At 54.6% G+C, this 24,001-nt stretch carries 18 protein-coding genes and 1 pseudogene; 11 read left to right on the plus strand and 8 right to left on the minus strand.

What is annotated here, in order from left to right; all coding sequences use genetic code 11:
• Window positions 1-133: 133 nt before the first annotated feature.
• A pseudogene (locus IGQ15_RS12000) lies at window positions 134-310 on the plus strand (RNA-guided endonuclease TnpB family protein); the annotation flags it as partial.
• 224 nt (window positions 311-534) lie between these two features.
• Complete coding sequence (gene rbfA / locus IGQ15_RS04000; protein WP_297048857.1) at window positions 535-921, plus strand: 30S ribosome-binding factor RbfA; 387 nt, start codon at window positions 535-537, stop codon at window positions 919-921.
• Here the strand turns inward: rbfA and IGQ15_RS04005 are convergent.
• The 3 genes from IGQ15_RS04005 to IGQ15_RS04015 are packed head-to-tail and all read right to left on the minus strand — an operon-like array spanning window position 918 to window position 3,094.
• On the minus strand, window positions 918-1,799 hold the full coding sequence (locus tag IGQ15_RS04005; protein ID WP_297048859.1) for a sulfite exporter TauE/SafE family protein: 882 nt from the start codon (window positions 1,797-1,799) through the stop codon (window positions 918-920). The genes rbfA and IGQ15_RS04005 overlap by 4 nt on opposite strands.
• A gap of 3 nt (window positions 1,800-1,802) precedes the next feature.
• Window positions 1,803-2,339 (minus strand): rhodanese-like domain-containing protein, encoded by a 537-nt coding sequence (locus IGQ15_RS04010; protein WP_297048861.1) that lies wholly within the window; start codon window positions 2,337-2,339, stop codon window positions 1,803-1,805.
• 56 nt (window positions 2,340-2,395) lie between these two features.
• Window positions 2,396-3,094 carry an MBL fold metallo-hydrolase gene (locus IGQ15_RS04015; RefSeq protein WP_297048863.1) on the minus strand — a complete coding sequence of 233 codons (699 nt, stop codon included), beginning with the start codon at window positions 3,092-3,094 and terminating at the stop codon, window positions 2,396-2,398.
• 212 nt (window positions 3,095-3,306) lie between these two features.
• On the opposite strand from IGQ15_RS04015, the gene glcD reads away from it, so the two are divergent.
• The 5 genes from glcD (at window position 3,307) to IGQ15_RS04040 (ending at window position 9,739) form a co-directional block, all read left to right on the plus strand.
• Window positions 3,307-4,770, plus strand: a complete 1,464-nt coding sequence (gene glcD / locus IGQ15_RS04020; protein WP_297048865.1) for a glycolate oxidase subunit GlcD — start codon at window positions 3,307-3,309, stop codon at window positions 4,768-4,770.
• Entirely contained in the window at window positions 4,770-5,786 is a 1,017-nt protein-coding gene (gene cobW / locus IGQ15_RS04025; protein ID WP_297048867.1) for a cobalamin biosynthesis protein CobW, read from the plus strand. Before glcD ends, cobW begins: the two co-directional genes overlap by 1 nt.
• A 6-nt stretch (window positions 5,787-5,792) precedes the next feature.
• Complete coding sequence (locus tag IGQ15_RS04030) at window positions 5,793-8,105, plus strand: NAD-binding protein (protein WP_297048868.1); 2,313 nt, start codon at window positions 5,793-5,795, stop codon at window positions 8,103-8,105.
• A gap of 81 nt (window positions 8,106-8,186) precedes the next feature.
• Complete coding sequence (locus IGQ15_RS04035; RefSeq protein ID WP_297048870.1) at window positions 8,187-8,837, plus strand: FHA domain-containing protein; 651 nt, start codon at window positions 8,187-8,189, stop codon at window positions 8,835-8,837.
• Entirely contained in the window at window positions 8,837-9,739 is a 903-nt protein-coding gene (locus IGQ15_RS04040; protein WP_297048872.1) for an MnmC family methyltransferase, read from the plus strand. The genes IGQ15_RS04035 and IGQ15_RS04040 overlap by 1 nt, the downstream gene beginning before the upstream one ends.
• On the opposite strand, the gene IGQ15_RS04045 is transcribed toward IGQ15_RS04040, so the two are convergent.
• Together IGQ15_RS04045 and infC are read right to left on the minus strand one after the other, a co-directional pair.
• Window positions 9,732-10,475, minus strand: a complete 744-nt coding sequence (locus IGQ15_RS04045) for a M50 family metallopeptidase (protein WP_297048873.1) — start codon at window positions 10,473-10,475, stop codon at window positions 9,732-9,734. The two genes, IGQ15_RS04040 and IGQ15_RS04045, sit on opposite strands and share 8 nt — an antisense overlap.
• A gap of 17 nt (window positions 10,476-10,492) precedes the next feature.
• The gene (infC, locus tag IGQ15_RS04050) at window positions 10,493-10,987 is read right to left on the minus strand and encodes a translation initiation factor IF-3 (RefSeq protein WP_297048875.1); all 495 of its coding nucleotides are present in this window, start codon (window positions 10,985-10,987) and stop codon (window positions 10,493-10,495) included.
• A gap of 282 nt (window positions 10,988-11,269) precedes the next feature.
• On the opposite strand from infC, the gene IGQ15_RS04055 reads away from it, so the two are divergent.
• From IGQ15_RS04055 to IGQ15_RS04065, 3 genes are all read left to right on the plus strand, one after another.
• The gene (locus IGQ15_RS04055) at window positions 11,270-12,478 is read left to right on the plus strand and encodes an efflux RND transporter periplasmic adaptor subunit (RefSeq protein WP_297048877.1); all 1,209 of its coding nucleotides are present in this window, start codon (window positions 11,270-11,272) and stop codon (window positions 12,476-12,478) included.
• A 6-nt stretch (window positions 12,479-12,484) separates the two neighbouring features.
• Window positions 12,485-15,619, plus strand: coding sequence for an efflux RND transporter permease subunit (locus IGQ15_RS04060; RefSeq protein ID WP_297048878.1), 3,135 nt, complete (start codon window positions 12,485-12,487; stop codon window positions 15,617-15,619).
• 63 nt (window positions 15,620-15,682) lie between these two features.
• Complete coding sequence (locus IGQ15_RS04065; protein WP_297048880.1) at window positions 15,683-18,118, plus strand: DNA topoisomerase (ATP-hydrolyzing); 2,436 nt, start codon at window positions 15,683-15,685, stop codon at window positions 18,116-18,118.
• Here the strand turns inward: IGQ15_RS04065 and tilS are convergent.
• Window positions 18,039-19,073 carry a tRNA lysidine(34) synthetase TilS gene (gene tilS, locus IGQ15_RS04070; RefSeq protein WP_297048881.1) on the minus strand — a complete coding sequence of 345 codons (1,035 nt, stop codon included), beginning with the start codon at window positions 19,071-19,073 and terminating at the stop codon, window positions 18,039-18,041. The genes IGQ15_RS04065 and tilS overlap by 80 nt on opposite strands.
• Window positions 19,074-19,086: 13 nt before the next feature.
• On the minus strand, window positions 19,087-20,046 hold the full coding sequence (gene ccsB, locus IGQ15_RS04075) for a c-type cytochrome biogenesis protein CcsB (protein ID WP_297048883.1): 960 nt from the start codon (window positions 20,044-20,046) through the stop codon (window positions 19,087-19,089).
• A 183-nt stretch (window positions 20,047-20,229) separates the two neighbouring features.
• Here ccsB and IGQ15_RS04080 point away from each other — a divergent pair, with 183 nt between their 5' ends.
• On the plus strand, window positions 20,230-21,012 hold the full coding sequence (locus tag IGQ15_RS04080; protein WP_297048885.1) for a hypothetical protein: 783 nt from the start codon (window positions 20,230-20,232) through the stop codon (window positions 21,010-21,012).
• Here the strand turns inward: IGQ15_RS04080 and IGQ15_RS04085 are convergent.
• Window positions 21,009-23,999, minus strand: coding sequence for a DEAD/DEAH box helicase (locus IGQ15_RS04085; RefSeq protein WP_297048887.1), 2,991 nt, complete (start codon window positions 23,997-23,999; stop codon window positions 21,009-21,011). The two genes, IGQ15_RS04080 and IGQ15_RS04085, sit on opposite strands and share 4 nt — an antisense overlap.
• Window positions 24,000-24,001: the final 2 nt, after the last annotated feature.

Raw genomic sequence — 24,001 nt, forward strand, 5'->3', positions numbered from 1 at the left:
GTATCCCCTCGCTGAAGCGGAGGGGTTTTAGCCTGCCCACATCACTCCTATAATTGGCTGCATGATTCTCACCTATGAGTACCGCATCCAATCCAACAACGACCAAGAAGCCCTACCCTGAAAATGCCTAGAGCTGCTGCGGCGACATTGGAACTACTGCTTGGGACAAAGACTGGATTGGTTGCATCGCACTCGCTGCTTCATTGACCAATGCTCCTTGGTCTCTCAACCCATTGGTGAGATTCCTGAATGTTTAAATTACTATTCTCAAGCGGCACAACTGAAACAAACGAAAGAATTATTTCCTGATGCCACTGGCAAGCGGATGGCTGGTATGTGTGCATCACGCTGGAAGACAAGACCGTGCCTGCGCCTGCAGCGATGCAGGAAGCCTTCACTATACCCTTGGGTTAGAGCATGCAACAGAAGTCTTGAGCGATCGCCCGCCAGCCAGAAACAGAGCGATAGCTGTCTTGATAAGATAGGGGAGGTGCAGGATAGTTTTTGCCAACAACCGAGAAAAGGAGGCCCGCCATGGCGACCGAACGACGGGTGGCACGGGTAGCAGAATTAATCAAACGGGAAGTCAGCCAGTTATTAATGTATGAAATCCGCGATGAGCGCGTGGGGGCGGGCATGGTCAGTGTCACCGATGTGGAAGTTTCCGGTGATTTGCAGCACGCTAAGATCTTCGTCAGTATCTACAGTACCGATGAGGTACGCCGCTCAACGATGGCCGGATTGAAGGCGGCTTCAGGCTTTGTGCGACGGGAATTGGGGCAGCGCATTCGGCTGCGGCGGACACCGGAGGTCGTGTTTATTGAGGATCGATCACTCGAACGGGGCAGTCGCGTTCTTTCGCTGCTCAATCAAATTGGGCAACAGCAGAGTGCTTCAGAGGCTCCTGAAACAGAGTCTTAGGCCCGGCTTTGTCTTGCAGGCAGGGATGCAGTAAGGTAGTGCCGCGGCGGCAGGGAAGAGCTTTTGCTGCGCTGGGGAGGTGCCAGTAGGGTTTTCAGGATCACAAAGGCCGCAATGCCAATTAAGAAGTAACCAAAGCCCTGCTGAAGTCGCTTCGCAGAAATGCGGTGACTGAGGTAGCTACCGATAAGAGAACCACTGGCGGCTGCTAAGGTTAGCGTCAGGGTCAAGCGTGGATCTAAGTTAACAGTGCCGAGATAGCCCCAAACCGCAGCCACTGAATTAGCCGTGATAATCAGCAGTGAGGTACCGATCGCCTGCCGCATTGGAATTTTCCCCAATAAAACAAGGGCAGGCACAATGGCAAAGCCCCCGCCAACTCCCACCAACCCCGTTAGAATACCTACACCAATGCCTTCTGTGGGCAGCCACAGCCAACAGTACTTACATACTGGGGGGGCATAAAGCTGGCTTTCAAGGGAACTTTGCGGCGGGGTGAGTTCAGGGGGACGCTGTTGCCGCCGAATCATTAAAATTGCTGCCACCATCATGGCAACGGCAAAGAGTAAGAGTTGCACCGTATCGGTAATCCAAGGCAAGGCTGCCAGTCGCGCCCCGAGATAGGCACCAATCATGGTGGCCGAACCAAAAATCAGTGCTAGACGCAAATTAACGTAGCCACGCCGCCACTGGGGAATCACTGCCAGTAAACTGACGCTGCCGACAATCACAAGCGTCATCGGGATTGCGACCTTGGTTTCAATGCCCATGACATAGACCAGCACTGGCAGGGCAAGGACAGAACCGCCGCCCCCCAATAGACCCAGACTCAAGCCGATGGCGATCGCCAGACCATGCCCTATCCAGTAGCTCAGCATGGGTTATTTCACCTGTGGGCGATTGAAGGGCAGCAGTGCCAACACCCGTGCTAGGGCACAGGTACCGGTGACACCAGCAAACACCAAACCAGCACCGACAAAGCCCGACAGGAAGAAGAATCCCGGATTGACGGTAAAGCCTAAGATCACTCCCGTGAGAATCAGACTGCCAGCCACAATTTGCACCTGCCGCATCAGGCTGATGGGCGCACTAACCGCACCCGTGATCGGATAGCCCCCCTGTTTCCAGCGTTGAATGCCCCCTTCAAGGTTTTTCAGGTTTTTGAAGCCCCGACTGGCAAGGGTTTCGTAGGCCATGCGCGATCGCCGGCCAGATTCACAGTAGAGCACCACTGGGGTGTCACAGGGGGGTTCAAGTTCCTTCACATTGGCCAAAGGACAGAGTAGCGCTCCGGGAATGTGGGCATTGTTGTATTCGCTTGGCTCACGCACATCAATCAGCAGCACCTGCTGGCGTTGCAGGGCATCGTGCAGTTCGGCCGCAGAAATGAGGGGAGATTCAGTCGTTGTTGGGGTCATAGTCATTGGTTCTCAAGCGGTTACTTAGGGTTGGCTAACAATCAGGGGTCAAAAGACTAGACGGCAGCGGCAACCATGCCACACTGTTGGTTAGCGGGCACCGCTTCCATGATTTTCTTGGGATCCGGCAGGTTCAGGTTGGCCATGAATTCAATGAACTGCTGGCGATCGCGACCGACAAAGCGTGGATTAAAGCGTTTTTCCTCACCAATGGTGGAAACGGTGTGACCGCGATAGTCATGGCCGGGATAGACCAAGGTGGTGTCTGGGAGCGTAAAGAGCCGCTGTGTTACCGCATCGTACATTGCACCTGCATCGCCACTTTGGAAGTCAGTGCGCCCACAGCCACGGATAAAGAGGGAATCCCCCGTCAGCAGGTGGGTGCCATTCACCAAAAAGGCCATGTGGCTATCGGTGTGCCCCAAGGTGGCGATCGCCTGAATGGGAATGCTCCCGACGTGAATCACTTCACCGTCTTTAATATAGCCATCGGCGCAGTCCACATGGGCATTTTCGGGCACAAGGGTTTTGCAGCCTGTGCGTTCGCGGACTTTGCCCGCCCCGGTAATGTGGTCGGCGTGGACATGGGTTTCGAGGCAGTAGCGCAGTTTCAACCCCAATTGCTCAATTAACTGCACATCCCGCTCCACCTGTTCAAGGACGCTATCCACCAAGGCGGCCTCACCTGTGGCTTCATCAGCAATCAGGTAAGAATAAGTCCAAGTGTCGTAGTCAAAGAGTTGGCGAAATAGCATAGCGGACTCCTTTATGGGGTAAAGTGTGAGGGGACTCGTCCAGCTTGAAAACTAGACCTAAAACTAGACTTAAAACAGTTACTACTTCAGCCTAGTGGTTCTAAATATAATTTTATAACTATTCAGTAAAGCAATGTCAAATCCCCCCTGCCCCCATTTTTTCAAGGGGGAGCCAATTTAGGATAAGAGAAGGCGGTTTCAGAGCACTGGGGATGTCCACACTACAGCAAATTACCCCTTGGCAGCGGGTCACAGAGGAGCTAACAGCCATTGTCGGCAAGGGGAGCGTCATCAGTGATGCAGCAGAAGCCCTTGTGTATGAATGCGATGGCCTATCCCTGTATCGGCAGCGGCCCAAGCTGGTCGTGCTCCCCCAAACCACTGCACAGGTCTCAGCGATCCTCAAAGTGTGCGATCGCTATCGGATTCCCTTTGTTGCCCGTGGCTCAGGGACAGGGCTATCGGGGGGTGCTTTGCCCCACACTGAGGGGATTCTCATCGTCACTTCTCGCATGAACCAGATTTTAGACATTGATCTGGCCAATCAGCAGGTGGTAGTGCAGCCAGGGGTTATTAATGCGTGGGTTACGCAAGCGGTGGCCGATCAGGGCTTCTATTATGCCCCCGATCCGTCGAGTCAAATTATTTGCTCCATTGGCGGCAATGTGGCCGAGAACTCCGGCGGTGTCCATTGCCTGAAATATGGCGTGACCACGAATCATGTGCTGGGACTGACAGTGGTTTTGCCCAATGGTGAGATTGTTGAACTCGGTGGTGCAGCCCCAGAAATGCCCGGCTATGATCTCATGGGGGTTTTTGTCGGGTCTGAGGGCACTCTCGGTATTGCCACAGAAATTCGGCTGCGCATTCTCAAACAGGCGGAGGCGATCGCCGTGCTATTGGCGGACTTCACCACGATTGAAGCGGCCGGGGAAACGGTTTCCGCCATTATTCGCGCTGGTATCATTCCCGCTGGCATGGAAATTATGGACAACCTCAGTATCAATGCCGTTGAGGATGTCGTGGCCACCAACTGCTATCCCCGCGATGCTGGCGCTGTGCTGCTTGTGGAAGTGGATGGCCTAGATGCTGAAGTGCCGATTTTACAGGAGCGAGTGACGCGCATTTGCTATGAACAGGGGGCACGCCAAGTTACCGTGGCCACAGAGGCCGAAGATCGGCTCCGCCTTTGGAAGGGTCGCAAAGCCGCCTTTGCTGCTGCGGGTCGCCTCAGTCCCAACTATTTTGTCCAAGATGGGGTGATTCCCCGCAGTCAACTGGCCACTGTCCTCAAGGAAATTGAGCAGCTAAGTCGGCGCAGTGGTTATCGCATTGCCAATGTCTTTCACGCCGGCGATGGCAACCTGCATCCTCTGATTCTCTACGATCAATCGGTTCCCGGTGCCCTTGCGGAAGTAGAGGCCTTGGGGGGGGAAATTCTCAAGCTCTGTGTGCGCTTGGGGGGAAGTATCTCTGGAGAGCATGGTATTGGCAGTGATAAGGCCTGTTTTATGAGTGAAATGTTTAGTCCAGCAGATCTGGAAACAATGCAGCAGGTGCGCGCTGCTTTTGATCCAAAACGCCTCGCCAACCCCGAAAAGGTGTTTCCAACACCACGAACCTGTGGCGAAGCCGCCCATCAACTCAAAGACTTTCCTAACATTGAGGCTTTTTAATGAGTGCAAAAATTCCAGTCACGATTATTACTGGTTTTCTCGGGAGTGGTAAAACCACGCTGATTCGGCACTTGCTCCAGAATGCCGCCGGCAGGCGTATTGCCGTGATTGTCAATGAGTTTGGCGATGTTGGCATTGATGGCGAGTTGTTGCAATCCTGTTGCGATCGCGCGGCGGGCATTTGGGAACTCACCAATGGCTGTCTGTGTTGTACAGTGCAGGAGGAGTTTTTGCCAACGATGCAGACCCTCTTGGCACGGCGGCAGGAGATCGATCACATTGTCATTGAAACGTCGGGACTGGCCTTGCCCAAGCCCCTCGTCATGGCCTTCCGTTGGCCGGAGGTACGCCATGCGGCTACTGTTGATGGGGTTGTGACCGTCGTGGATGGTGTTGCCTTGGCAGCGGGTCAAGTGAGTGCAGATTTAGAGGCGCTCTTTGCCCAAAAGGAGGCGGACCCGAACCTCGAGCATGAAGATACGCCTCTTGAGGAACTCTTTAATGATCAACTGGCCTGTGCCGATTTGGTGATTCTCAGCAAGGCGGATCAACTGACTCCCGATCAGGTGGAGCTGCTCATCGCTGAACTGCGCCGTCAATTGCCCCCACGGGTTAAGCTGTTGGCAGCTCACCAAGGACAGGTGTCGGTGGATCTGCTGCTGGGATTTAATGCAGCGGTTGAGGAGAACTTGGGGCAGCGACCCAGCCACCATGACTTTGAGGAGGAGCATGACCACGACGCGGAGATTCAAGCGGTTTGTTTAGAGCTGGGGGCTTGGGATCTGCAACGCCTGCGTCAATCCCTTGAGCAGCTATTACAGGTACCCGACATTTACCGTATTAAGGGCTTTGCAGCCATTGAGGGCAAGCCGATGCGTCTTGTGGTACAAGGAGTTGGCCAGCGGTTAGACTGGTTTTACGATCGCCCGTGGCAAGCGGCAGAGTCACGCCAAACCCGTCTAGTGGTGATCGGTCGTCAGTTGGAGAAAGAGGTACTACTCTCCTATTTGGGCTAGGAGGCTATGGCCAGCCTTGAAGATGTCATTGACCGCCAACTGCACCAACTATTGGGTAGCAGTGCAAGGTGGTTCATTGATGTCGGCGATCGCCACCTTGCCATTTGGATTGAGTCCACTCAGGTTGACCTTGACCGCCTCACCCAGTGGGGCACTCTCCTGCGGCAGCAGTGGAACGAGGGAAGTCTCCTTCTGTTTGTGGCTGAACCCTATCAATTCTTTCCCTATTGGTGGAAATCGTGGTCTACTTCCTCGGCAGAAGCGTCCATCATACAGTTGGGAGAGGGGGGTAGCTGCGATCGCTTTATTGTTTGCGGCCTTGGCAGTTTGGGGCAATTGTGTACCCAAAGTCTGCGCCGCTTTGCAGGTGAGCATTTGGCCATAGAGATTTGTGCCATTGAACGCCACGCCAACATTGAGTGGGAAATTCCCCAGTTGACGGAGTTACTCAGTGAACCTGTCATCATCGGTGATTGTCGGCAGGAGGCGGTTCTTAAAGCGGCTGGGATTGATCGCTGTCGTACCTTATTGGCAGTCACGAGTGATGAGGCCACCAACATTGCGACGGCGATTGTGGCTCGGCGCTTAAATCCCGACGTCCATCTTGTGGTGCGCTCCAGTCGCGATAATCTCAACGCACTCCTAGAGAAGAAACTGGGGAGCTTTGTGGCGCTCAATCCCACGGAACTGCCGGCTCCTGCCTTCGCCCTTGCGGCCCTTGAGGAAAACATCCTTGCTGCGTTTACGATTGAGGGTCAGCAGTTTCGGGTACTGCAACAAACGATTACCGCTGAGAGTCCCCTCGTGGGTACGCCTGCCCACCGCTGGCGGCGCCGTCACCAACGCCTGATTAGTATTCGCGCCTGTCATTCCCAATCCTCCATCTTCCAGCCGACTCGTCCCCACCGCCTCTTTAACCATTGGCCACCAGATCTGCGCTTTGAGGTGGGCGATCGCCCCATTTGGATTGAACGGGTGGAAGTGGTGAAATCCTTGCCTATCCCCGACCCCAATCCCATCCAGCGCCTCATTCAGCAGGTGCGCCAACTGCCTGAGCAAGCAGAACAATTCTGGCAGTGGATCCATGGCGATCGCTCCCGCGAGTTGATCTTCAATGGCCTTTGGATTGGCAGTGGTCTGTGGCTTTTGACCGCGATCCTACTGCGCCACAACGTCCCCGATCTCACATGGCAAAAGGCCTTTGCTGCTGGGTTTATTCTCCTGCTAGGCGGCTTTGGCGATGTCTTTGGCGGCCTAGAAAACGATCCGATTCCCCCGTGGCTGCTGGTGGTCTGTATTCTGGTGGCGATCGTCAGTCTCCTCTTTATTGTCGGTATCTTGGGACTTTTGGCGGAAAAGCTGCTGCAAGCGCGGTTTGACTTTCTCAAGAAACGTCCCCCCCTGCCCACGGCGGATCACGTAATCGTTGTTGGGTTAGATCGCATTGGTCAACAGGTGGTGCAAATCCTACGTGCTTTCCGTCAACCCCTTGTTCTACTCGTGGACAACCCAGAGCAAACTCAGCTTTTTGCAGACCTGCCCATGCTCCTTGGCAATATTCCAGAAAAGCTCTCCCAAGCCCATTTGGAGACCGCTAAAAGTGTGGTTCTCACCACTGCTGATGAAATGTTGAACCTAGAGGCAGCCCTAATTGCCCGCCAAGCCACGGAGCAGCGCGAGTCCCCCATTGGGTTGGTCATTGGCATCCATGATCCCAGCCTCACTAATGATCTGCGGGATCTCCTACCCCGTGCCCGCCCCCTCTGTGCCTATGCCCTTGCTGCTGAGGCCTTTGCTGGTGCTGCCTTTGGCGAAACAATGCTGGGTCTGTTTCAAATTGATCAGCAGACGGTACTGATTGCTGACTACACCGTTACTGCCGGCGACACCCTTGAGGGCAAGTTAATTGGTGAAGTGGCCTATGGGTATGCAGTCATCCCCATTTTCTACAATCGCCATGAGCAGTTTCTCGGCGGTGAGACCAGTCAGCAGTTTTTGCCCAGTGACACACTGCAACTTGCTACGGGCGATCGCCTGATTGTCTTAGCCACAATTGATGGCCTACGGCGGATTGAACAGGGCAAAATGGCGCCTCGCCGCCAGTGGCGGCTGTGGGTGGGGCTCCCCCGCAATGCGGAAGCTGTCCTAGAAATTGGCAACTTAATTACAAAAATTGCGGGTTTGCCCCTGCCGCAATCGCGCGCTTTTATCCAGCAACTCCCTGCTGCCCTCACCCTCGAACTCTATGAACCCCAAGCTTTTCGCCTTGGGCAACAACTGCAGACCCTAGCCCCAATACGTCTGTTTCCTTTGACTTAATTTAGAAACTTGTGCAATACAGCTGTTTGCAACTCAGGCTAAGATAGTGGGTAAAAGTTGATCTCAGTCTCAGGTGTTCCCATGAGTGATAGCCGTGAGCGCCATCTACTCAACATTGAGGATGAAACGGGTAAGCGCACGATCCCTTTGGATGCGGCAACCTACTCCATTGGCCGTGATGTCACCAATGCGATCGTGATTCATGGTCACGGTGTCTCACGGCAACACGCGCTGCTGCTGCGGATTCCCTCACCAAATGGCTATCGCTATCGCGTGGTGGATGGGAATGCCGATGGTAAGCCCAGTGCCAACGGTATCCTAGTGAATGGCCAGCGGGTGCAAAGCCATGAGCTAAAAGATGGAGATGAAATTAACTTTGGCGGATCCGTCAAGGCGCACTATGCCACTGTGTCAATGGGCGAGGCGGAGTTTATCAAGTATTTGAAGGGCGTCAACTATCACAGCATTAAGGCTGTGCCCATGACCTCAACAATTACCCAAGCAGAGGAAGAGCTGAGCCATCAGCCGCCACCCCACGAAGCACCACTGAATCTTCCACCCCCAAAACCCGGGGCGGCGAGTCCAGGACCCGTGCCAGCCCCCAAATCCTCTCCCCCTTGGCTGCTGATTGTGGGCGGGATCGTCATTGTTCTTTTGATCGTGGGAATTGGCGTTATGATCATGAACCGACCACCTGCCCCCCAACCGCAGACCCCCACGCAAATGCAGTGATGGCCTATTCCCAAAACTTAGCTCCTGCCTTGAACTCAATCTGGCAGCCTCGACCTACGGCAGACGGTTCCCTTACATTTTTTTCTCCAGAGTTTGGCGAAACCTTCCACAGCCTTGGGGGAGCGCGCCAAGAAGCCTTTGAAAAGTTCGCGATCGCCACCGATCTGCCCCGTAAAGCCCAAGCTTCTCATCTGCGACTTTTGGACATCTGCTATGGTTTGGGCTACAACACAGCCGCTGCGTTAGAGGTTATTTGGCACCACAATCCCACCTGTCAGGTCACCGTTATCGGCCTAGAACTGGATCTGGGCGTTCCCCAAGCAGCTTTAGCGGTCATGCCCCCTTGGTCAGCATCGGTTCAAGGGATTCTTGAAGGACTAGCTCAGCAACAGCAGGTAGCCACCCCCCACTGTGAGGCACAGCTTTTAATTGGCGATGCCCGCCAAACCATTCAAGACCTTGTTCGCCAAGGATTCCAAGCAGATGCGATTTTTCTTGATCCCTTTTCACCCCAGCGCTGTCCGCAACTCTGGACGGTAGAGTTTCTCAGCTTAGTGGCTCAGTGTTTAGCACCTGAGGGGCATTTGGCCACCTATTGTCGCGCTGCTGCCGTTCGTTCCGCTTTGCAGGAGGCGGGTTTACACCTTGGGACGCTGCCGATTGTTGCCCCCCAGCACAGTCATGAGTGGGCACAGGGAACCGTGGCTCGCTGGCAAGCAGATCAGCTTATTCCCCTATCGCTGATGGAGCAGGAACATTTGCAAACCCGGGCGGGTATTCCCTACCGCGATCCGCAGCTGCGGGACAGTGCGGAGATGATTCGATCGCGCCGCCAAGCGGAGCAGCAAACCGCTCACCGTGAATCGACCAGTCGTTGGCGACACCGCTGGGGCATTACTTAGACCGGCTATAGGCCACCTGAAGACTCCACAGCAACAGCCCCAACGTCATCACAGAAATCAGCGCCCCCCATAGCCAATAGGGAAGCCAGAGGTACCGTTGGAGAAGCCCTGTATCGGAAAGCTGCCCCCCCGGAATGGCATAGGTAAAGAGGTAGTCCACCTGCTCAAATGTGCTAATACAAGCCTGTACCCCAAGAAACTGAATCGAAATCCCCCTGAGCCAGCGATTGCCGCGATAGGCCACCAGCAGAATGGCAATCCCCACCAATGTCATGAAGAGAATGCCAAAGAGCGATCGCACCCACAGCCCCACTGAGGCGAGGATAATCATTCCTAGGGCTTTGAGGCAAATATCTGTGGCCCGATGAGAGCGGCTCGACAAAATAAAGAGACTGCCAGCGATCGCGGGTCCTAGGGGTCCGCCAATGGCAACTAAGCCATGTCCCAAATTGCCCAACAGCACCTCGCCCCCATAGCGCGCAAATCCTGAACCACTGGGATAGATGACCAATTCCCGAAAGTAGCCGCCCAACAGCATCGCCGTGAGGCCATGCCCCATCTCGTGGAACCATGTGGCCAAGATTGTAAAGGGATACAGCAGATAGTTTCCCAAGGGAATCTGCCAAAGAAAAATCGTGACAAGGGCAGCGATCGCTAGCAGGAGTGCCGAACGGGGTTTCTCATGGGCTGAAATATCCAGCGGGGTGGATTTGGGGTCTGGACGAAAGCCAAACATACGCCCCCCAGCATTGATTACCGCTTCGGCGCCAGAAACATGATCATATTGCGCCCTTCTTGCTTTGGCGCCTGCTGCACCTCGGCCACCGCTTGCAGGTCATTGGCCATGCGGTTGAGGAGTTCTTCTGCCAAGTGGGAGTGCTGAATTTCCCGTCCTCGGAACGTCACAGTGGCCTTCACCTTGTCTCCAGCTTTGAGGAACCGCTCGGCGCGATTAATGCACACATTGTAGTCGTGTTCTTCAATTTTGTAGCGCATCTTCACCTCTTTGACATCGGAGGTGTGCTGCTTTTTGCGGGCTTCACGCGCCTTCTTTTCCTGCTCAAAGCGAAACTTGCCGTAGTCAATAATTTTGCAAACGGGTGGATCTGCCTTGTCACTCACAAGCACAAGGTCACGTTCCCTTTCGCGGGCGATCGCGATCGCCTCTTGGGACGACATAATCCCCAATTGGGAACCATCACTATCCACCACCCGCACCCGAGGAAAACGGATGCGCTCATTAATCATGGGTTGTTCTTGCTGTGTTTTCTTGGTAAGAGCCACTGGTACCTGTACTGTCGTTGATAAGATAAAGGTTGGTGCAAGGACTGTCCTAGCCTCTAAGGTGAGCCAGAAATGACCCCCTGCCCCTTGCTCTACATCTTAGCGGAGGATTGCCAATAGGGGCTATTCTGTATTCCGCCTAGAGACACAGAAACCAATTATTAAAGCAGCACTCGCCATAGGCGCCTCTAGGCTAGACTGAGGATACCTATTGCCGACTGTGGGTGATATTTCAAAGTCTGAGGTATGGTGCAACGGCAACTGTTCACGTCAGCTCTCCTAGGAAGTCTTTGCTTCCTTGCTACCGCCTGTAGCCAACCAAAGGCAACGGCTCCGCCCCCAGCGGCACGGGTGAAACTTGCTGCGGTTCAAACGGAAACCCTTTCGCAAACCGCTGTTTACAACGCCTCTTTGCAATCCCGTGAGTCGATCACTCTACAACCCCAAGTTTCGGGCCGAATTGCTCAAATCAATGTTCAAAACGGCCAGTTTGTAACTCAAGGCCAGCCCCTCATTCTCATTGACCCCTCAGAACAGCAAGCCGTTGTGGCCAGCAATTTAGCCGCGATTCAATCTGCCCAAGCCAATGTAGAGAATGCCCGCTCGATCCTCCGCGCCCTTGAAGCCCAGCGCCGCTCCAATCTGGCCACTGTAGAGTTCAATCGGATTCAAGCGGAACGCTATACAGCGCTCTTTGCAGAAGGGGCTGTTTCCAAAGAACAAGCGCAATCCTTCATCACCAGCTTTCGCACTGCCCAAGCAGCACTCCAACAAACCGAAGCAGATATTCGTGCCCAACAGGCTACTATTGCCCAGTTAGAAAAAGTCCTCTTGGCTGCCCAAGCCAATGCTCAGCAGCAGGCCGTTGTCCTGAATTGGTTTCAGGTGCGTGCTCCCTTTAGTGGTGTTGTCGGCAACATTCCCCCCAAAGTGGGCGATTTTGTAACGCCCCAAACCGACCTCCTCACCCTGACCTCAAATCAACCCCTAGAAGTCTATATCCAAGTGCCCATTGAGCAAGTCCCCCGCATTCGCATGGGGACGCCGGTGGAATTAATAGACATGAATGGCAATGTCGTCGGTACGAGTTCCGTCTTTTTCATTGCCCCCAACACCACAAACAATACCCAAACCATTTTAGTGAAAGCGCTCTACGACAATATGCGGAATAATCTCCGTGCCGATCAACAAATTCAAGCCCGCATTATTCTCGAGCAGCAACCGGGGATTTTGGTGCCGACCACGGCTGTCTCCAATCTTGCCGGCCAAAACTTTGTCTTTGTTGCCGAAAAAGACGCCGAGGGCAACATGATTGCCAAACAAAAGCCCATTCAAGTGGGAGCCATCCAAGGGAATAGATATCAAGTTTTTGAAGGCCTCCAACCGGGAGAGCAAATTGTTGTCTCGGGAATTCAGCGCCTGCGCGATGGTGTCCCCATTACTCCTGAGTCTTAAAAGAGCATGATTAGCGATTTTTTTATTAAGCGCCCGGTTTTTGCCACTGTTTGTTCTCTGCTGATTATTCTGGTGGGGACGATCGCGCTGCCAACGCTGCCCATTGAATATTACCCTAACGTTACACCGCCGACAATTCAGGTATCTGCCAATTATGCAGGTGCCAACGCTGAAACCGTTGAAACGAATGTCACTACGATCTTAGAAACGCAAATTAATGGCGTGGAGGGGATGGATTACATTGACTCCACCAGTGACAGCTTTGGCAACAGCAATATCACGATCACCTTCACTGAGGGCTACGACGAAAACATTGCTGCGGTGGATGTGAATAACTTAGTGGCATCAGTCACCTCCCAACTGCCGCCAGAGGTCATCAACACTGGGGTAAATGTCAGCAAATCCACGAATCAGATTGTTTTGGCCTTAGCCCTATACCCAGAGGAGGGATACAACTACGACTCCACATTCATCAGTAACTACGCGACCCTCTACGTGGTGCAACCCCTGCAACGTTTAAACGGGGTAGGACAGGTTCAGGTCTTTGGTCAACGCACCTATGCCATGCGGATTTGGCTTGATCCCAATCGCTTAGCCAGTCGCGGTCTTACGGCTCAGGATGTGGTACGTGCCCTCTCCGATCAAAATGTCCAGGTGGGAGCCGGGATTATTGGTGCTCCGCCAGCACCAGAGGGACAGGAGTTTCAAATTTCCATTCAAGCCCAAAGTCGCTTGGCCTCAGAAGAAGAGTTTGCCGACATTATTATTCAGCGCGGCGAAGATGGTTCTGTGATTCGCATTCGCGATGTCGGTCGCACCGAGCTAGGGGCACAAAACTACAACACCAACTTTCAGTTTGATGGCCGTGACGCCGTTGGGATTGGTATCTATCAACTTAGTGGTGCCAATGCCCTCGACATTGCCCGCGCTGTTGAAGCCGAAATGGCTATCTTAGCTGAGAAATTTCCCCCCGGCCTGAAATGGAGTGTGGGCTTTAGCACCACCGACGCAGTGCAGGAGTCGATCAAAGAGGTGGTCATTACGCTGATTGTGGCCATCATCCTTGTGATTGCCGTGATCTTTTTATTCCTTCAGGATTGGCGTGCCACGATTATTCCCTCGGTAACAATCCCTGTCTCCTTGGTGGGCACTTTTGCCTTTATGAAGGCTTTTGACTTCTCAATCAATAGCTTGACCATGTTTGGTCTGGTGCTGGCCACGGGGCTGGTGGTGGATGATGCCATTGTGGTCGTGGAAAATGTCACGCGTCTTATGGAAGACGAGGGCATGCCCCCCCAAGAAGCCGCCAGTCGCTCGATGGCGGAAGTGACAGGGGCATTGATTGCCACCTCGTTGGTGATGATGGCGGTCTTTATCCCTGTGGCCTTTTTTCCGGGGGTCACTGGGCGGCTCTATCAGCAGTTTGCTTTGACAATTGTCTTTTCGATCGCCCTTTCGACGTTTAATGCTTTAACCCTCTCTCCCCCTTTGTGCGCCCTGCTCCTGCGGCGGGAACGTCCCCCGATGGCGAACTTTATCTTGTTTCGCTGGATCAACCGCTTTATTGACACGATGCGGCGGGGCTATGAGCGCAACCTGAATCGGGTCGTGCGCCTAAAATACTGGGTGCTGGCAGGCTTTGTGGCACTGCTGGGGCTGACCTACGGGCTGTTTCAGATTGTCCCCGGTGGCTTTGTCCCAGAAGAGGATCAGGGCTATTTTGTCACCCTCGTACAATCGCCCCAGGGGGTCTCCCTAGAGTACACGAGTAATATCGTCTTCAAAGCAGCGGATGCGATCGCCCAAAATCCAGCGGTTGAACATACCTTTGCCATTGGCGGCTTTAGCTTCTTCGGCACGGGTTCAGACAAGGGAATTATCTTTACGAGTCTCAAGCCCTGGTCACAGCGGCCAACCCTTGATCAGTTGCTGCCCCAGTTTCAGAAGGCTGTAGGGGGTGAACTCGGAGCAGTGGTGTTTTCATCTAATGTGCCGACCATTAACCTTGGTGGGAGTGGTCTTGGCGGCTTTGATATGCAGGTGATGGATCAGCAGGGTCTGGGCCTTCAAGCCCTTGCAAGTTCGGTGAACGAGCTGATCCTGAAAGCAAATCGTACTCCCGGTTTTGTTGCTGTTAATACCCCCTTTGCCATAAATGCCCCCCAGTTAAATGTAACGGTCGATCGCACCCGCGCTCTTGCCTTGGGAATTCCCCTCAAGGATATTTTTAATGCCATGCAGATTTACTTGGGGTCGTTATACGTTAACCAATTCACGATTTTTGCTCGCAGTTACCAAGTGATTGTACAGGCGGATAAGCAGTTTCGCTCGAATCCCGATGACATCAACCGCATCTATGTACGCTCGGAGCAAAATGCCCTCATTCCCCTCAGCAATCTCGTCACGATTGAACAGGTTTCAGCACCGCCCATTATTTATCACCATAACTTGTTCCGTTCGGCGCAGGTTACCGGTCAAAATATACCGCCCCTCAGTGATAGTCAAGCGATGATGACAATGGCATCTTTGGCTCAGGAGGTTCTCCCCAATGGCATCGGCTATAGCTGGACGGGGTTATCCCTAGAGTCCATCCGCTCCGCAGGTCAGGCACCGTTGATTTTTGGTCTTGGTCTCGTGTTTGTGTTCCTCGTGCTCTCGGCGCAGTACGAAAGCTATATTGACCCTTTGATCATTATCCTTTCGGTGCCTTTGGCGATCATGGGCGCTTTGCTGGCACAGTGGTGGCGGGGGCTGAGTAATGACGTATTTTGCCAAATTGGTTTGGTGATGCTGATTGGCCTCGCCAGTAAAAATGCGATTCTGATTGTGGAGTTTGCCAACCAAATTCGCGAAAGCAGGGGCACTTCCATTGTCAAGTCGGTGATCACTGCCGCCGAGGAACGGCTGCGCCCCATTTTGATGACGGCCATCTCCTTTATTCTGGGCATCTTCCCGCTGGTCATTGCTACGGGTGCCGGGGCAAAATCCCGTCACTCCTTGGGAACAAGTGTCACGGGCGGCATGCTTGCGGCCACACTTCTCAGTTTCTTTGTGGTGCCGATCATTTACATCCTCGTTAAGGAACTAGTGGCGCGGCTGACCAAGGAGAAGCTTGAGGAAGCAACCCCAACGGAGTCTTAACTTACTTTACAATTCGCAAAACTCTTGTATTGTGGGGAATGATCCTTTGGCTTGTTCGTGATCATGCCCAAACAACTGGATTTGCTGACCTCTGGACAGGTGATTCCGACACCACTGCACAGTGAAATGCAACGCTCCTATCTGGAGTACGCCATGAGTGTGATTGTGGGGCGGGCACTACCAGATGTGCGGGATGGGCTAAAACCGGTGCATCGGCGGATTCTCTATGCCATGTACGAGTTGGGGCTGACGCCCGATCGCCCCTTTCGCAAGTGTGCACGGGTGGTGGGGGATGTGCTGGGGAAATATCACCCCCACGGGGATCAAGCGGTCTATGAGGCACTGGTGCGCCTGGTACAGCCCTTTAGTAGTCGCTATCCCCTCTTGGCAGGGCATGGCAATTTTGGCTCCATTGATGATGATCCTCCGGCGGCGATGCGCTATACGGAAACGCGCTTAGCAGCGATCGCCCACCGCACGCTACTGCAGAATATCAGCGACGCCATTGTGGATTTTGTCCCCAACTTTGACAGTTCCCAAGAGGAGCCATTGGTGCTGCCGGCACAACTGCCGATTTTGCTGTTGAATGGCTCAACGGGAATTGCTGTGGGTATGGCCACAAATATCCCCCCCCACAATCTGGGGGAAGTGGTGGATGCTCTGATTGCGCTCATTGATTGCCCCCATCTCTCCCTAGAGGAACTGCTCACCCACCTACCGGGACCCGACTTTCCCACGGGGGGCGTGATTGTGGATGGGGCAGAATTGCTGCGCGCCTATGCCACGGGGCGAGGGACGATCACGCTGCGGGGGGTGGTCACCCTTGAGGATATTCAGCCCGGACGCGGCCGCCACCGTCGCCAAGCCATTGTGGTGACGGAGCTACCCTATCAGGTGAATAAGGCGGCATGGATTGAGAAGGTGGCGGATTTGGTGAATCAAGGTCGCCTTGAGGGCATTGCCGATCTGCGGGATGAGAGCGATCGCGAGGGGCTGCGGGTGGTGATTGAACTGAAGCGGGATGCCTCAGCGGCGCAACTCTTGGAGCAACTCTACCGCCTAACGGCACTGCAAGTCACCTATGGCATCAACTTGATGGCACTGGTGGGCAATCAACCCCGCCAACTCTCCCTGAAGGAGATTCTCAGTGAGTTTCTTCAGTTCCGGGAGCAGACCCTGCTACGGCAGTATCGCCATGAGCTTGAAACCGCTCAAGCCCGCCAGCATGTGGTGACAGGACTCTTAATCGGTCTCAGTGCGGTGGCTCAGGTGATTGAGATTTTGCGATCGGCAGCGGATGGCAGTACCGCCCAGCGGGAATTGATGACACGCTTGGGTTTGAGCGATCGCCAAGCCAGTGCCCTGATTGCCATGCCCCTACGCCGCCTCACCCAACAGGAGCGTCAAGAACTGGAACGGGAACAGGCGGAGCTACAAGCGCGGATTGCCCAGTTGGAAACCCTAATTAGCCAGCGTCCGGAGCGCCTCAAGGCACTGAAGAAAGAATTACGTCAGTTAAAGAAGGAGTTTGCCGATCTCCGCCGCACCCAAATCCTCACGGCAGCGCCGCCGCCCCCCACAACCGTGGAGACCAATGGTCGTGACGATACGCCCCTGTGGGTCGAAGTGAATCATCGCGGTTACGGGCGCTGTCTGTGCCAGCGCAGTCGGGGGAGTATCCAATGGCAGACGTGGCTACCGTGGTCAGAGCCATTGCCTTTGGCCTTCTCGGTACAGCCTAGAGATCGCCTGTGGGTGTTTACCGAAAGCGGCAAAGTCTATCCGTTGCCTGTAGAGCGATTACCCGTTACCAGCCGCCGTGAGAGCGATCGCGGTCAACCCCTACTGACTCTCTTGCCGGAGTCGGCGCAAGGGGAAACTCTCCTTACTGTCTTTCCCAGTCAAGCCACAGTAGAGAAGCTGATTCTGCTGACGCGCCAAGGCCGCATTAAGGTCATTCCAATCTCAGATCTCCAAGACCTGAGCGGGCGCGGTCTCCAACTCACAAAACTCAAGGCGGGAGATGCCCTCGGTTGGGTTCTGCCTGCGGATGCAGAGCATTTGGTCTTAGCCACCTCGCGGGGGCGGGTCTTTCACTTTTTAATCCCCGATATTCCCGCTTTGGGACGGCTGAATCAAGGCCAAGCGGCGGTGCGCCTCAGTGTGCAGGAGACCTTGGTGGGGGCGATCGCCCTGTCGGAACTGGAGAATGTTATCTTTGTTACCGCTTCAGGCCTTGGTAAACAAGTGCCCCTGCCCCTAATGGAAGTTGTGCCCCTTGGTCATTTAGGCCAGTTAGCGATGCCCCTGCGGCAAAAATCAGATCGCTTGGCGGGCATTGGCCGTGGCGGTAGCCCCCTAGCACTAGTGACGACCCAAGAGCGAGCCTGGATCACCAACGGCGAAGAGATACCCCTCCTCAATAAAGAGGCGGTGGGGGTGGCGATCGCTCCCCTTGATCCGAGGGAACAGATTCAGGCGGTGGTGCCGTTGGTCTAACCCATTCAAGCCACTGGCCACAAACCCGTAGGTGGTACCCCCCCGGCAGCGTTGAGGTTTGGCTGCCATTGCCTGCTGTGATCAGGGGACGCACCGCTTCAATTAGGCTAAAATCTACACCCCGTTTCAGGTGCTGACGCAGAAATCGCTGGATCAAGCGGCGTTGCAGGGCGAGGGGTAATTCCCGTAGGCGCAGCCGATCCAAGGCAGGGGGATGCTCGCGGATCACGGTGGGGGCAAGACGATCCACCTCAGCCTCGAAATAGGCGCGATCGCTGGCGAGCAGTTCAGCAGTTTGGGCAAGCACCTGTTCCACATTCGGATTAAAGTGCTGTTGTAGATAGGGAATTAACTCCAAACGCAGCCGATTGCGGCGATAGTTGAGATGGTGGTTCGTTGCATCCTGCCACACAGGTAATCCGTAGACTTGGCAAAAGGCAGCCGTTTCCGCTCGCGTCATCCCTAGGAGCGGGCGTACCAACTGAATCGCACCCAAAGAACGGCTAGGCAAGAGGGTGGCTAGGCCATCGGGGCTGGTGCCACGCAATAGATGCAGGAGGAGACTTTCGGCGCGATCGCTCTGGGTGTGGGCTGTCACCACATGGGTACAATCCAACGCCTTGGCCACGGTCTCAAAGACTTGGTAGCGCCATGAACGAGCTGCTGCTTCGGTTTGCGGCATCGGCGGCGCACTTACCACCTCACAGGGCAGGTGCCATTGCTGCGCTAGCGCCTGGACAAAATTTGCATTGGCAGCGCTATCTGCACGCCAGCGGTGATCACAGTGGACAGCCACCAAAAACCACTGCCAGTGGGGCTGTAGATCGAGCAACAGGCGTGTTAAACAAACGGAGTCTTGCCCCCCCGACAGAGCAATGAGGATGCGTGCCCCCACAGGGAGCCATTGCTGGGTTTTTAAGGTGGTATGCAGGCGGGCGTGGTCAATGCCCCACACTTGCAATAACCCACTAGAAAAACCAACCGTAGGAGTGTAGGCCTTTCCCTAGCAAATTCACCCCTAAATAGCAGACCCAGACCACGCCAAAACCAACAGTGGCGAGAATCGCGGGTTTGCGTCCCTGCCAATCGCGGGTAATGCGGGCATGGAGATAAGCCGCATACACCAGCCAGACAATCAGTGCCCAAGTTTCTTTCGGATCCCAACTCCAAGGCGCCCCCCAAGCCTCATTGGCCCACACGGCGCCAGAGATAATCCCGATGGTCAGCAGCGGAAAGCCAAGACCAATCATGCGGTAGCTCAAGTTATCGAGGGTCTCGGCTAAGGTTAGGCGTTGCAAACTCAATTCCAGGGTGGGTTGGGTGAGTACCGTGGTGCCGCCGTCCCCGGTCGAGGATTCTAAAGAAGGTTCTGGCGTGCGAGTGCGGAAGCTGCCTGTGCCCACGGAGCTGCCCTTGAGGCTGACGGGTTTACCCCATGTCACCACCAAGAAGGCAATCGCCAGCAGTGACCCCACCATCAAGGTGGCATAGCTGAGCATCATCACACTGACGTGCATCATTAACCAGTTGGACTTCAGGGCAGGCACCAGAGGCGCTGACTGTTGCATTTCCGAGGGGAGCGAGAGAGCCGCAAAGGCGGTAATTCCCATGGCAACTGGTGCGGTAACAACCCCCACAAGGCGCTGGCCACTGATGGACTCGGCGACAAAGTGCATTGCTGTCAAACCCCAGCACAGGAAAAAGAGGGATTCGTAGAGATTACTGATGGGAAAGTAGCCCCCCTCAAGCCAACGTGCTGCCAGTAGGCCAGTAATACAGAGATTGGCGATCGCCATCCCCGTGCGACCCGCAGCAGTGAGAACAGGCCATTGGGGAAACGCTGCCCCGCACCAGTAGAGCAACATGGTGAGGAAAAGCACCGCAAAGGCCGTATTATCGAGCCAACCTTCTAAGGTTAATAAATCCATAGGTTTTTATTTCGCCAGCCTGCTACTCTTTTGTATTGTACTGTCCGAACTGCGCTTTTCTGGGATAGGGGAGCGCGTTCCATGCTTGTGAAAGGGGCTGTACCACAATTTCAGCCTGAATCCCTATAATCAGGGGTGAAGCATCATCATGTTCTATTGTGCTGCTGCTGGAGCGAGAACCCCATGAACGAGCTACGGGCTGCGCTGGAATTGGCGACGGAGGAGGAGTTGCAAGACCTAACAGAAATTCTGTTTCGTCGTCGGCTCAATCCCTTGGACTATCTAACAACGCCCGATCCCATTGCCGTTCAAGCTCAGGATCGCCAAGCATGGCTCGATGACATTGAAGAGCGGTTTCGCTTTTTGGCGGCAGATGGTCTGACGGTCCTCAAGGGCAAAGCGCAGCAAATCAGCTATCGGCAAACATTGATGCGGGTCTGTCGCTATCTGAAAATTAAGTTTTCCCCCAGTTGGACAGTCCCCGAACTGGAAATGGAAATCTTCTTGAATGTGTTGCAGCGGATGTGGAAAAAGCTGGGGGATGAGGATCGCAAGGTCCTGGCTGCTCAAATCCAAGATAGCTTGCCCGAACTGCGCCACGGCCACCCGATTTCTATGGCAACCGTACGCCTGATCCTAGAGGGAGGCGCGGCGATCGCCATCAGTTCCGTCGTCCGCTCAATGCTGGTGCAGCAGGTGGCACGGCAATTTGCGATTCATTTTGCGGGCTACAAGCTCTCAATTACCCCCTTGGTGTCACGGGGGGCAGCGATGGGAGCAGCTCGGTTTGCCGTGGGACGCAGTGTCTTGGCCTTTGCCAGTACCGCCCTGTGGGTGTGGTTTATTGCTGACTTGGGTTGGCGCGCCATTTCCACAAACTATGGGCGCATTATTCCCACTATTTTCGCGATCGCCCAAATTCGTCTTTTGCGGGGTGAGCACGCCTCTGAGTGGGCAATGGCCTAGAGTGTCATGACTCGCTCTTTATCCAATGTGAGCAGTTGCCGCAGTTGGTCGAGGTTAAGTTCGGTCAGCCAGTGCTCGCCGCTGCCAACAAGCATTTCCGCGAGGGCTTTTTTCTGTTCTATTTGCTCGTGGATTTTCTCTTCGAGGGTGCCTGTGCAGACAAATTTGTAGATTTGGACATTGCGGGCTTGGCCAATGCGGAAGGCGCGATCGCTGGCCTGATTTTCAACGGCAGGGTTCCACCAGCGATCGTAGTGAAAGACATGATTGGCACGGGTGAGATTTAAGCCCACCCCCCCCGCCTTTAGGGAAAGAATAAACACCGTGGGTGCTTCAGGATCGTGCTGAAAGCGTTCCACCATCAGTTCCCGCTGGGCTTTGGGGGTGCCTCCTGATAGGAAAAAGATCTCCTGCCGTAGCGCCTTTTCGAGATAGGTTTTTAGGTGGCTGCCAAATTCGGCAAATTGGGTAAAGATAAGGGCGCGATCGCCCACTTCCTGAAGCTCTTGCAGCATTTCTATGAGGCGTTGCAATTTACCCGAGCGATCGGGGGTATAGTCTTCCTGCTTGAGATACTGCGCGGGATGGTTACAGATTTGCTTCAGCTTCGTCAGCGTAGCCAAGATATTGCCCCGCCGCTGGATGCCTTCACTATTTTCAATAGCAGCAAGGGAGTCTTCCACCACAGCATTGTAAAGCTGCATCTGCTCTAGGGTGAGACCGCAATAGACCAGCATCTCCTGTTTTTCGGGCAGGTCTTGGATAATGCTGCGGTCAGTTTTCAGACGCCGCAGAATGAAGGGCTGAACATAGGTGCGCAAGGCGTTGAGGGAGGTGGTGTCGCCATAGCGTTCAATGGGACGGACATAGCGGTGCTGAAAGTAGGTGCGATTGCCCAAGTACCCCGGATGCAGAAAGTCCATAATCGACCAGAGTTCAAGGAGCCGATTTTCTAGGGGGGTTCCCGTCAGGGCAATGCGAAACTGGGCGGAGAGTTCCCGCGCTGCTTGGGACTGCTGGGTGTCGGCATTTTTGATGTTTTGGGCTTCATCGAGTACTAAATGCTGCCATGACACCTGTTGCAAGGTGGCGCGATCGCGCTGCAGGAGCGCATAACTAGTGAGAATCAGATCGTGAGTTTCGACTTTTTTCTGAAATGCCTTGCCCTTGGGGCGATCGCTGCCGTGGTGGACGTAGGCACGCAATGTCGGTGCAAACTTTTGGCACTCCCGTAGCCAGTTGCCCAGTACTGAGGTGGGACAGATCAATAGTGTCGGTCGGTAGGCGCGTCCCGCTTCCTTGAGGTGGAGCAAAAAAGCCAACAGTTGAATCGTTTTCCCCAAGCCCATATCATCGGCCAAGCAAGCCCCCAGCCGCCAGCGTTCCAAGAAACTCAGCCACGCCACCCCCCGTGCTTGGTAGGGACGCAGTTCACCACAAAATTCCTGCGGCGTCGGCACTGGATCAAGGGTTTGTTTACCCGTGAGCCTATCGAGTAGTGCCTGAAGGGCATCATTGGCGTCTAGGCCCAGAATGGGTAACTTGGCTACCGTCAGCGTATCCCCGGTGGCAATGCGCAGCGTATCGGCAAGGGAGAGTTGGCTCTTTTGGGGAGACTGGAGAAACTCTTGAGCAGCCTTGACCTCTTGGGGACGCAGCAGCACCCACTCACCATTGAGATAAACAAGGGGACTCTCTTGGCGACGCAGTTGATCAAAATCCGCTTCCGAGAGGGGATGCTGCCCCAACTGTAACTGCCACTGAAACTGCATCAAGCTCTCAATACTCAAGCCGCTAGTGGCCGTGGGCGGCAATGTGGCAATTATCTTCAGGCCCAAGCGATGCTGGGAGCTATTGCGGCGCAAACTCGGCGGCAAAATAATCGCAACCCCCTGCTGCTCGAGGGGCGGAATGGCACTTTGCAAGAAGGCATAAACTTCCGTTGTTTGCAGCGTCAGACCCACAGGAGAAGGTTCTTGCAGACTGCGATCGAGGGGACGATAAATGCGTGAAGCCAAGCCCAGTCCTCGCAGCAGCGTTTCTTGGGGCTGCCAGAGCACTTGTCCGTGATAGAGGAGGGACTCTTGCGTACATTGCCAAATCTCTGCTGCTGTCAGCATTGTTTCCGTTTCGCCCTCGGTTTGTAAGCCAAAGGTCAAGCGCCAGTCACCCTCAGCAGGAGGCACCAGTTGCAGTGCCAATCGCCATTGGGGCCGCAGATCCAACTGCTCGCGGTAGGGTTCTTGCCAACGCTGGAGCCGTTCCACAAAAGAAGGGGGGAAGTCGGGGTCTTGACCCGTCTTCAGAAAAGCGAGCCAGTGGCTATGCTCCTTTGCCAAGCCCACTTTGGGTAAGTCTAGGGGAGCAAGGGCAGTGCGGAGATAGCCCTGCAAGGTGTGGTGCAGAAAATCCGCTAATAGATCTGTGGCATGGGGCGGAAACCACAGAGCCGTGGCATCCACTTGATAACAGCGACACAGATGCGGCATCAGTTGGCTAAATTGGCGAAAGCGATCGCGATCGGCCCCGTGGGTGAGCAGAATTCGCCAACCCTCCGGCGTCGGCAGGTATTGGCCGCGCACAATTAAATCCAGCAACCAGCGACTTACGTGGAACCAATAGCGCAGATCATCTCCAATGCTGCCACTGTCTTGGCCGTAAAGACTCAGTTGATGCAGTTGTTCTAAAACTTCTGAAGCTGGAATTGACCAGCCCGGCAACTGCCAGAGAAACAGCGGTTCCCCTTTCACTTCTGCTAGGGGGAGGGGCACGAGTTCATTGCCCTGCACTTGGGCGGGTAAAGCCGCATACGTAAAACTGGGACTCGCCTTGGCAAGGGACAGCTGCCGGGAGGTCGCATAGGGATAAGCAGGCACCATCGCTGATGCCCAAGGCGTGGTTGCCTGAGCCAGCGATCGCCATTCTTCTGCCCAAAGAAAAAATTGTGGCCTCGGCGTTGCCAGCCACGTCCCATGTAAAACAGCCATGA

This window comes from Thermosynechococcus sp. M98_K2018_005 (genome assembly GCF_015295825.1).
Taxonomy (GTDB): domain Bacteria; phylum Cyanobacteriota; class Cyanobacteriia; order Thermosynechococcales; family Thermosynechococcaceae; genus Thermosynechococcus.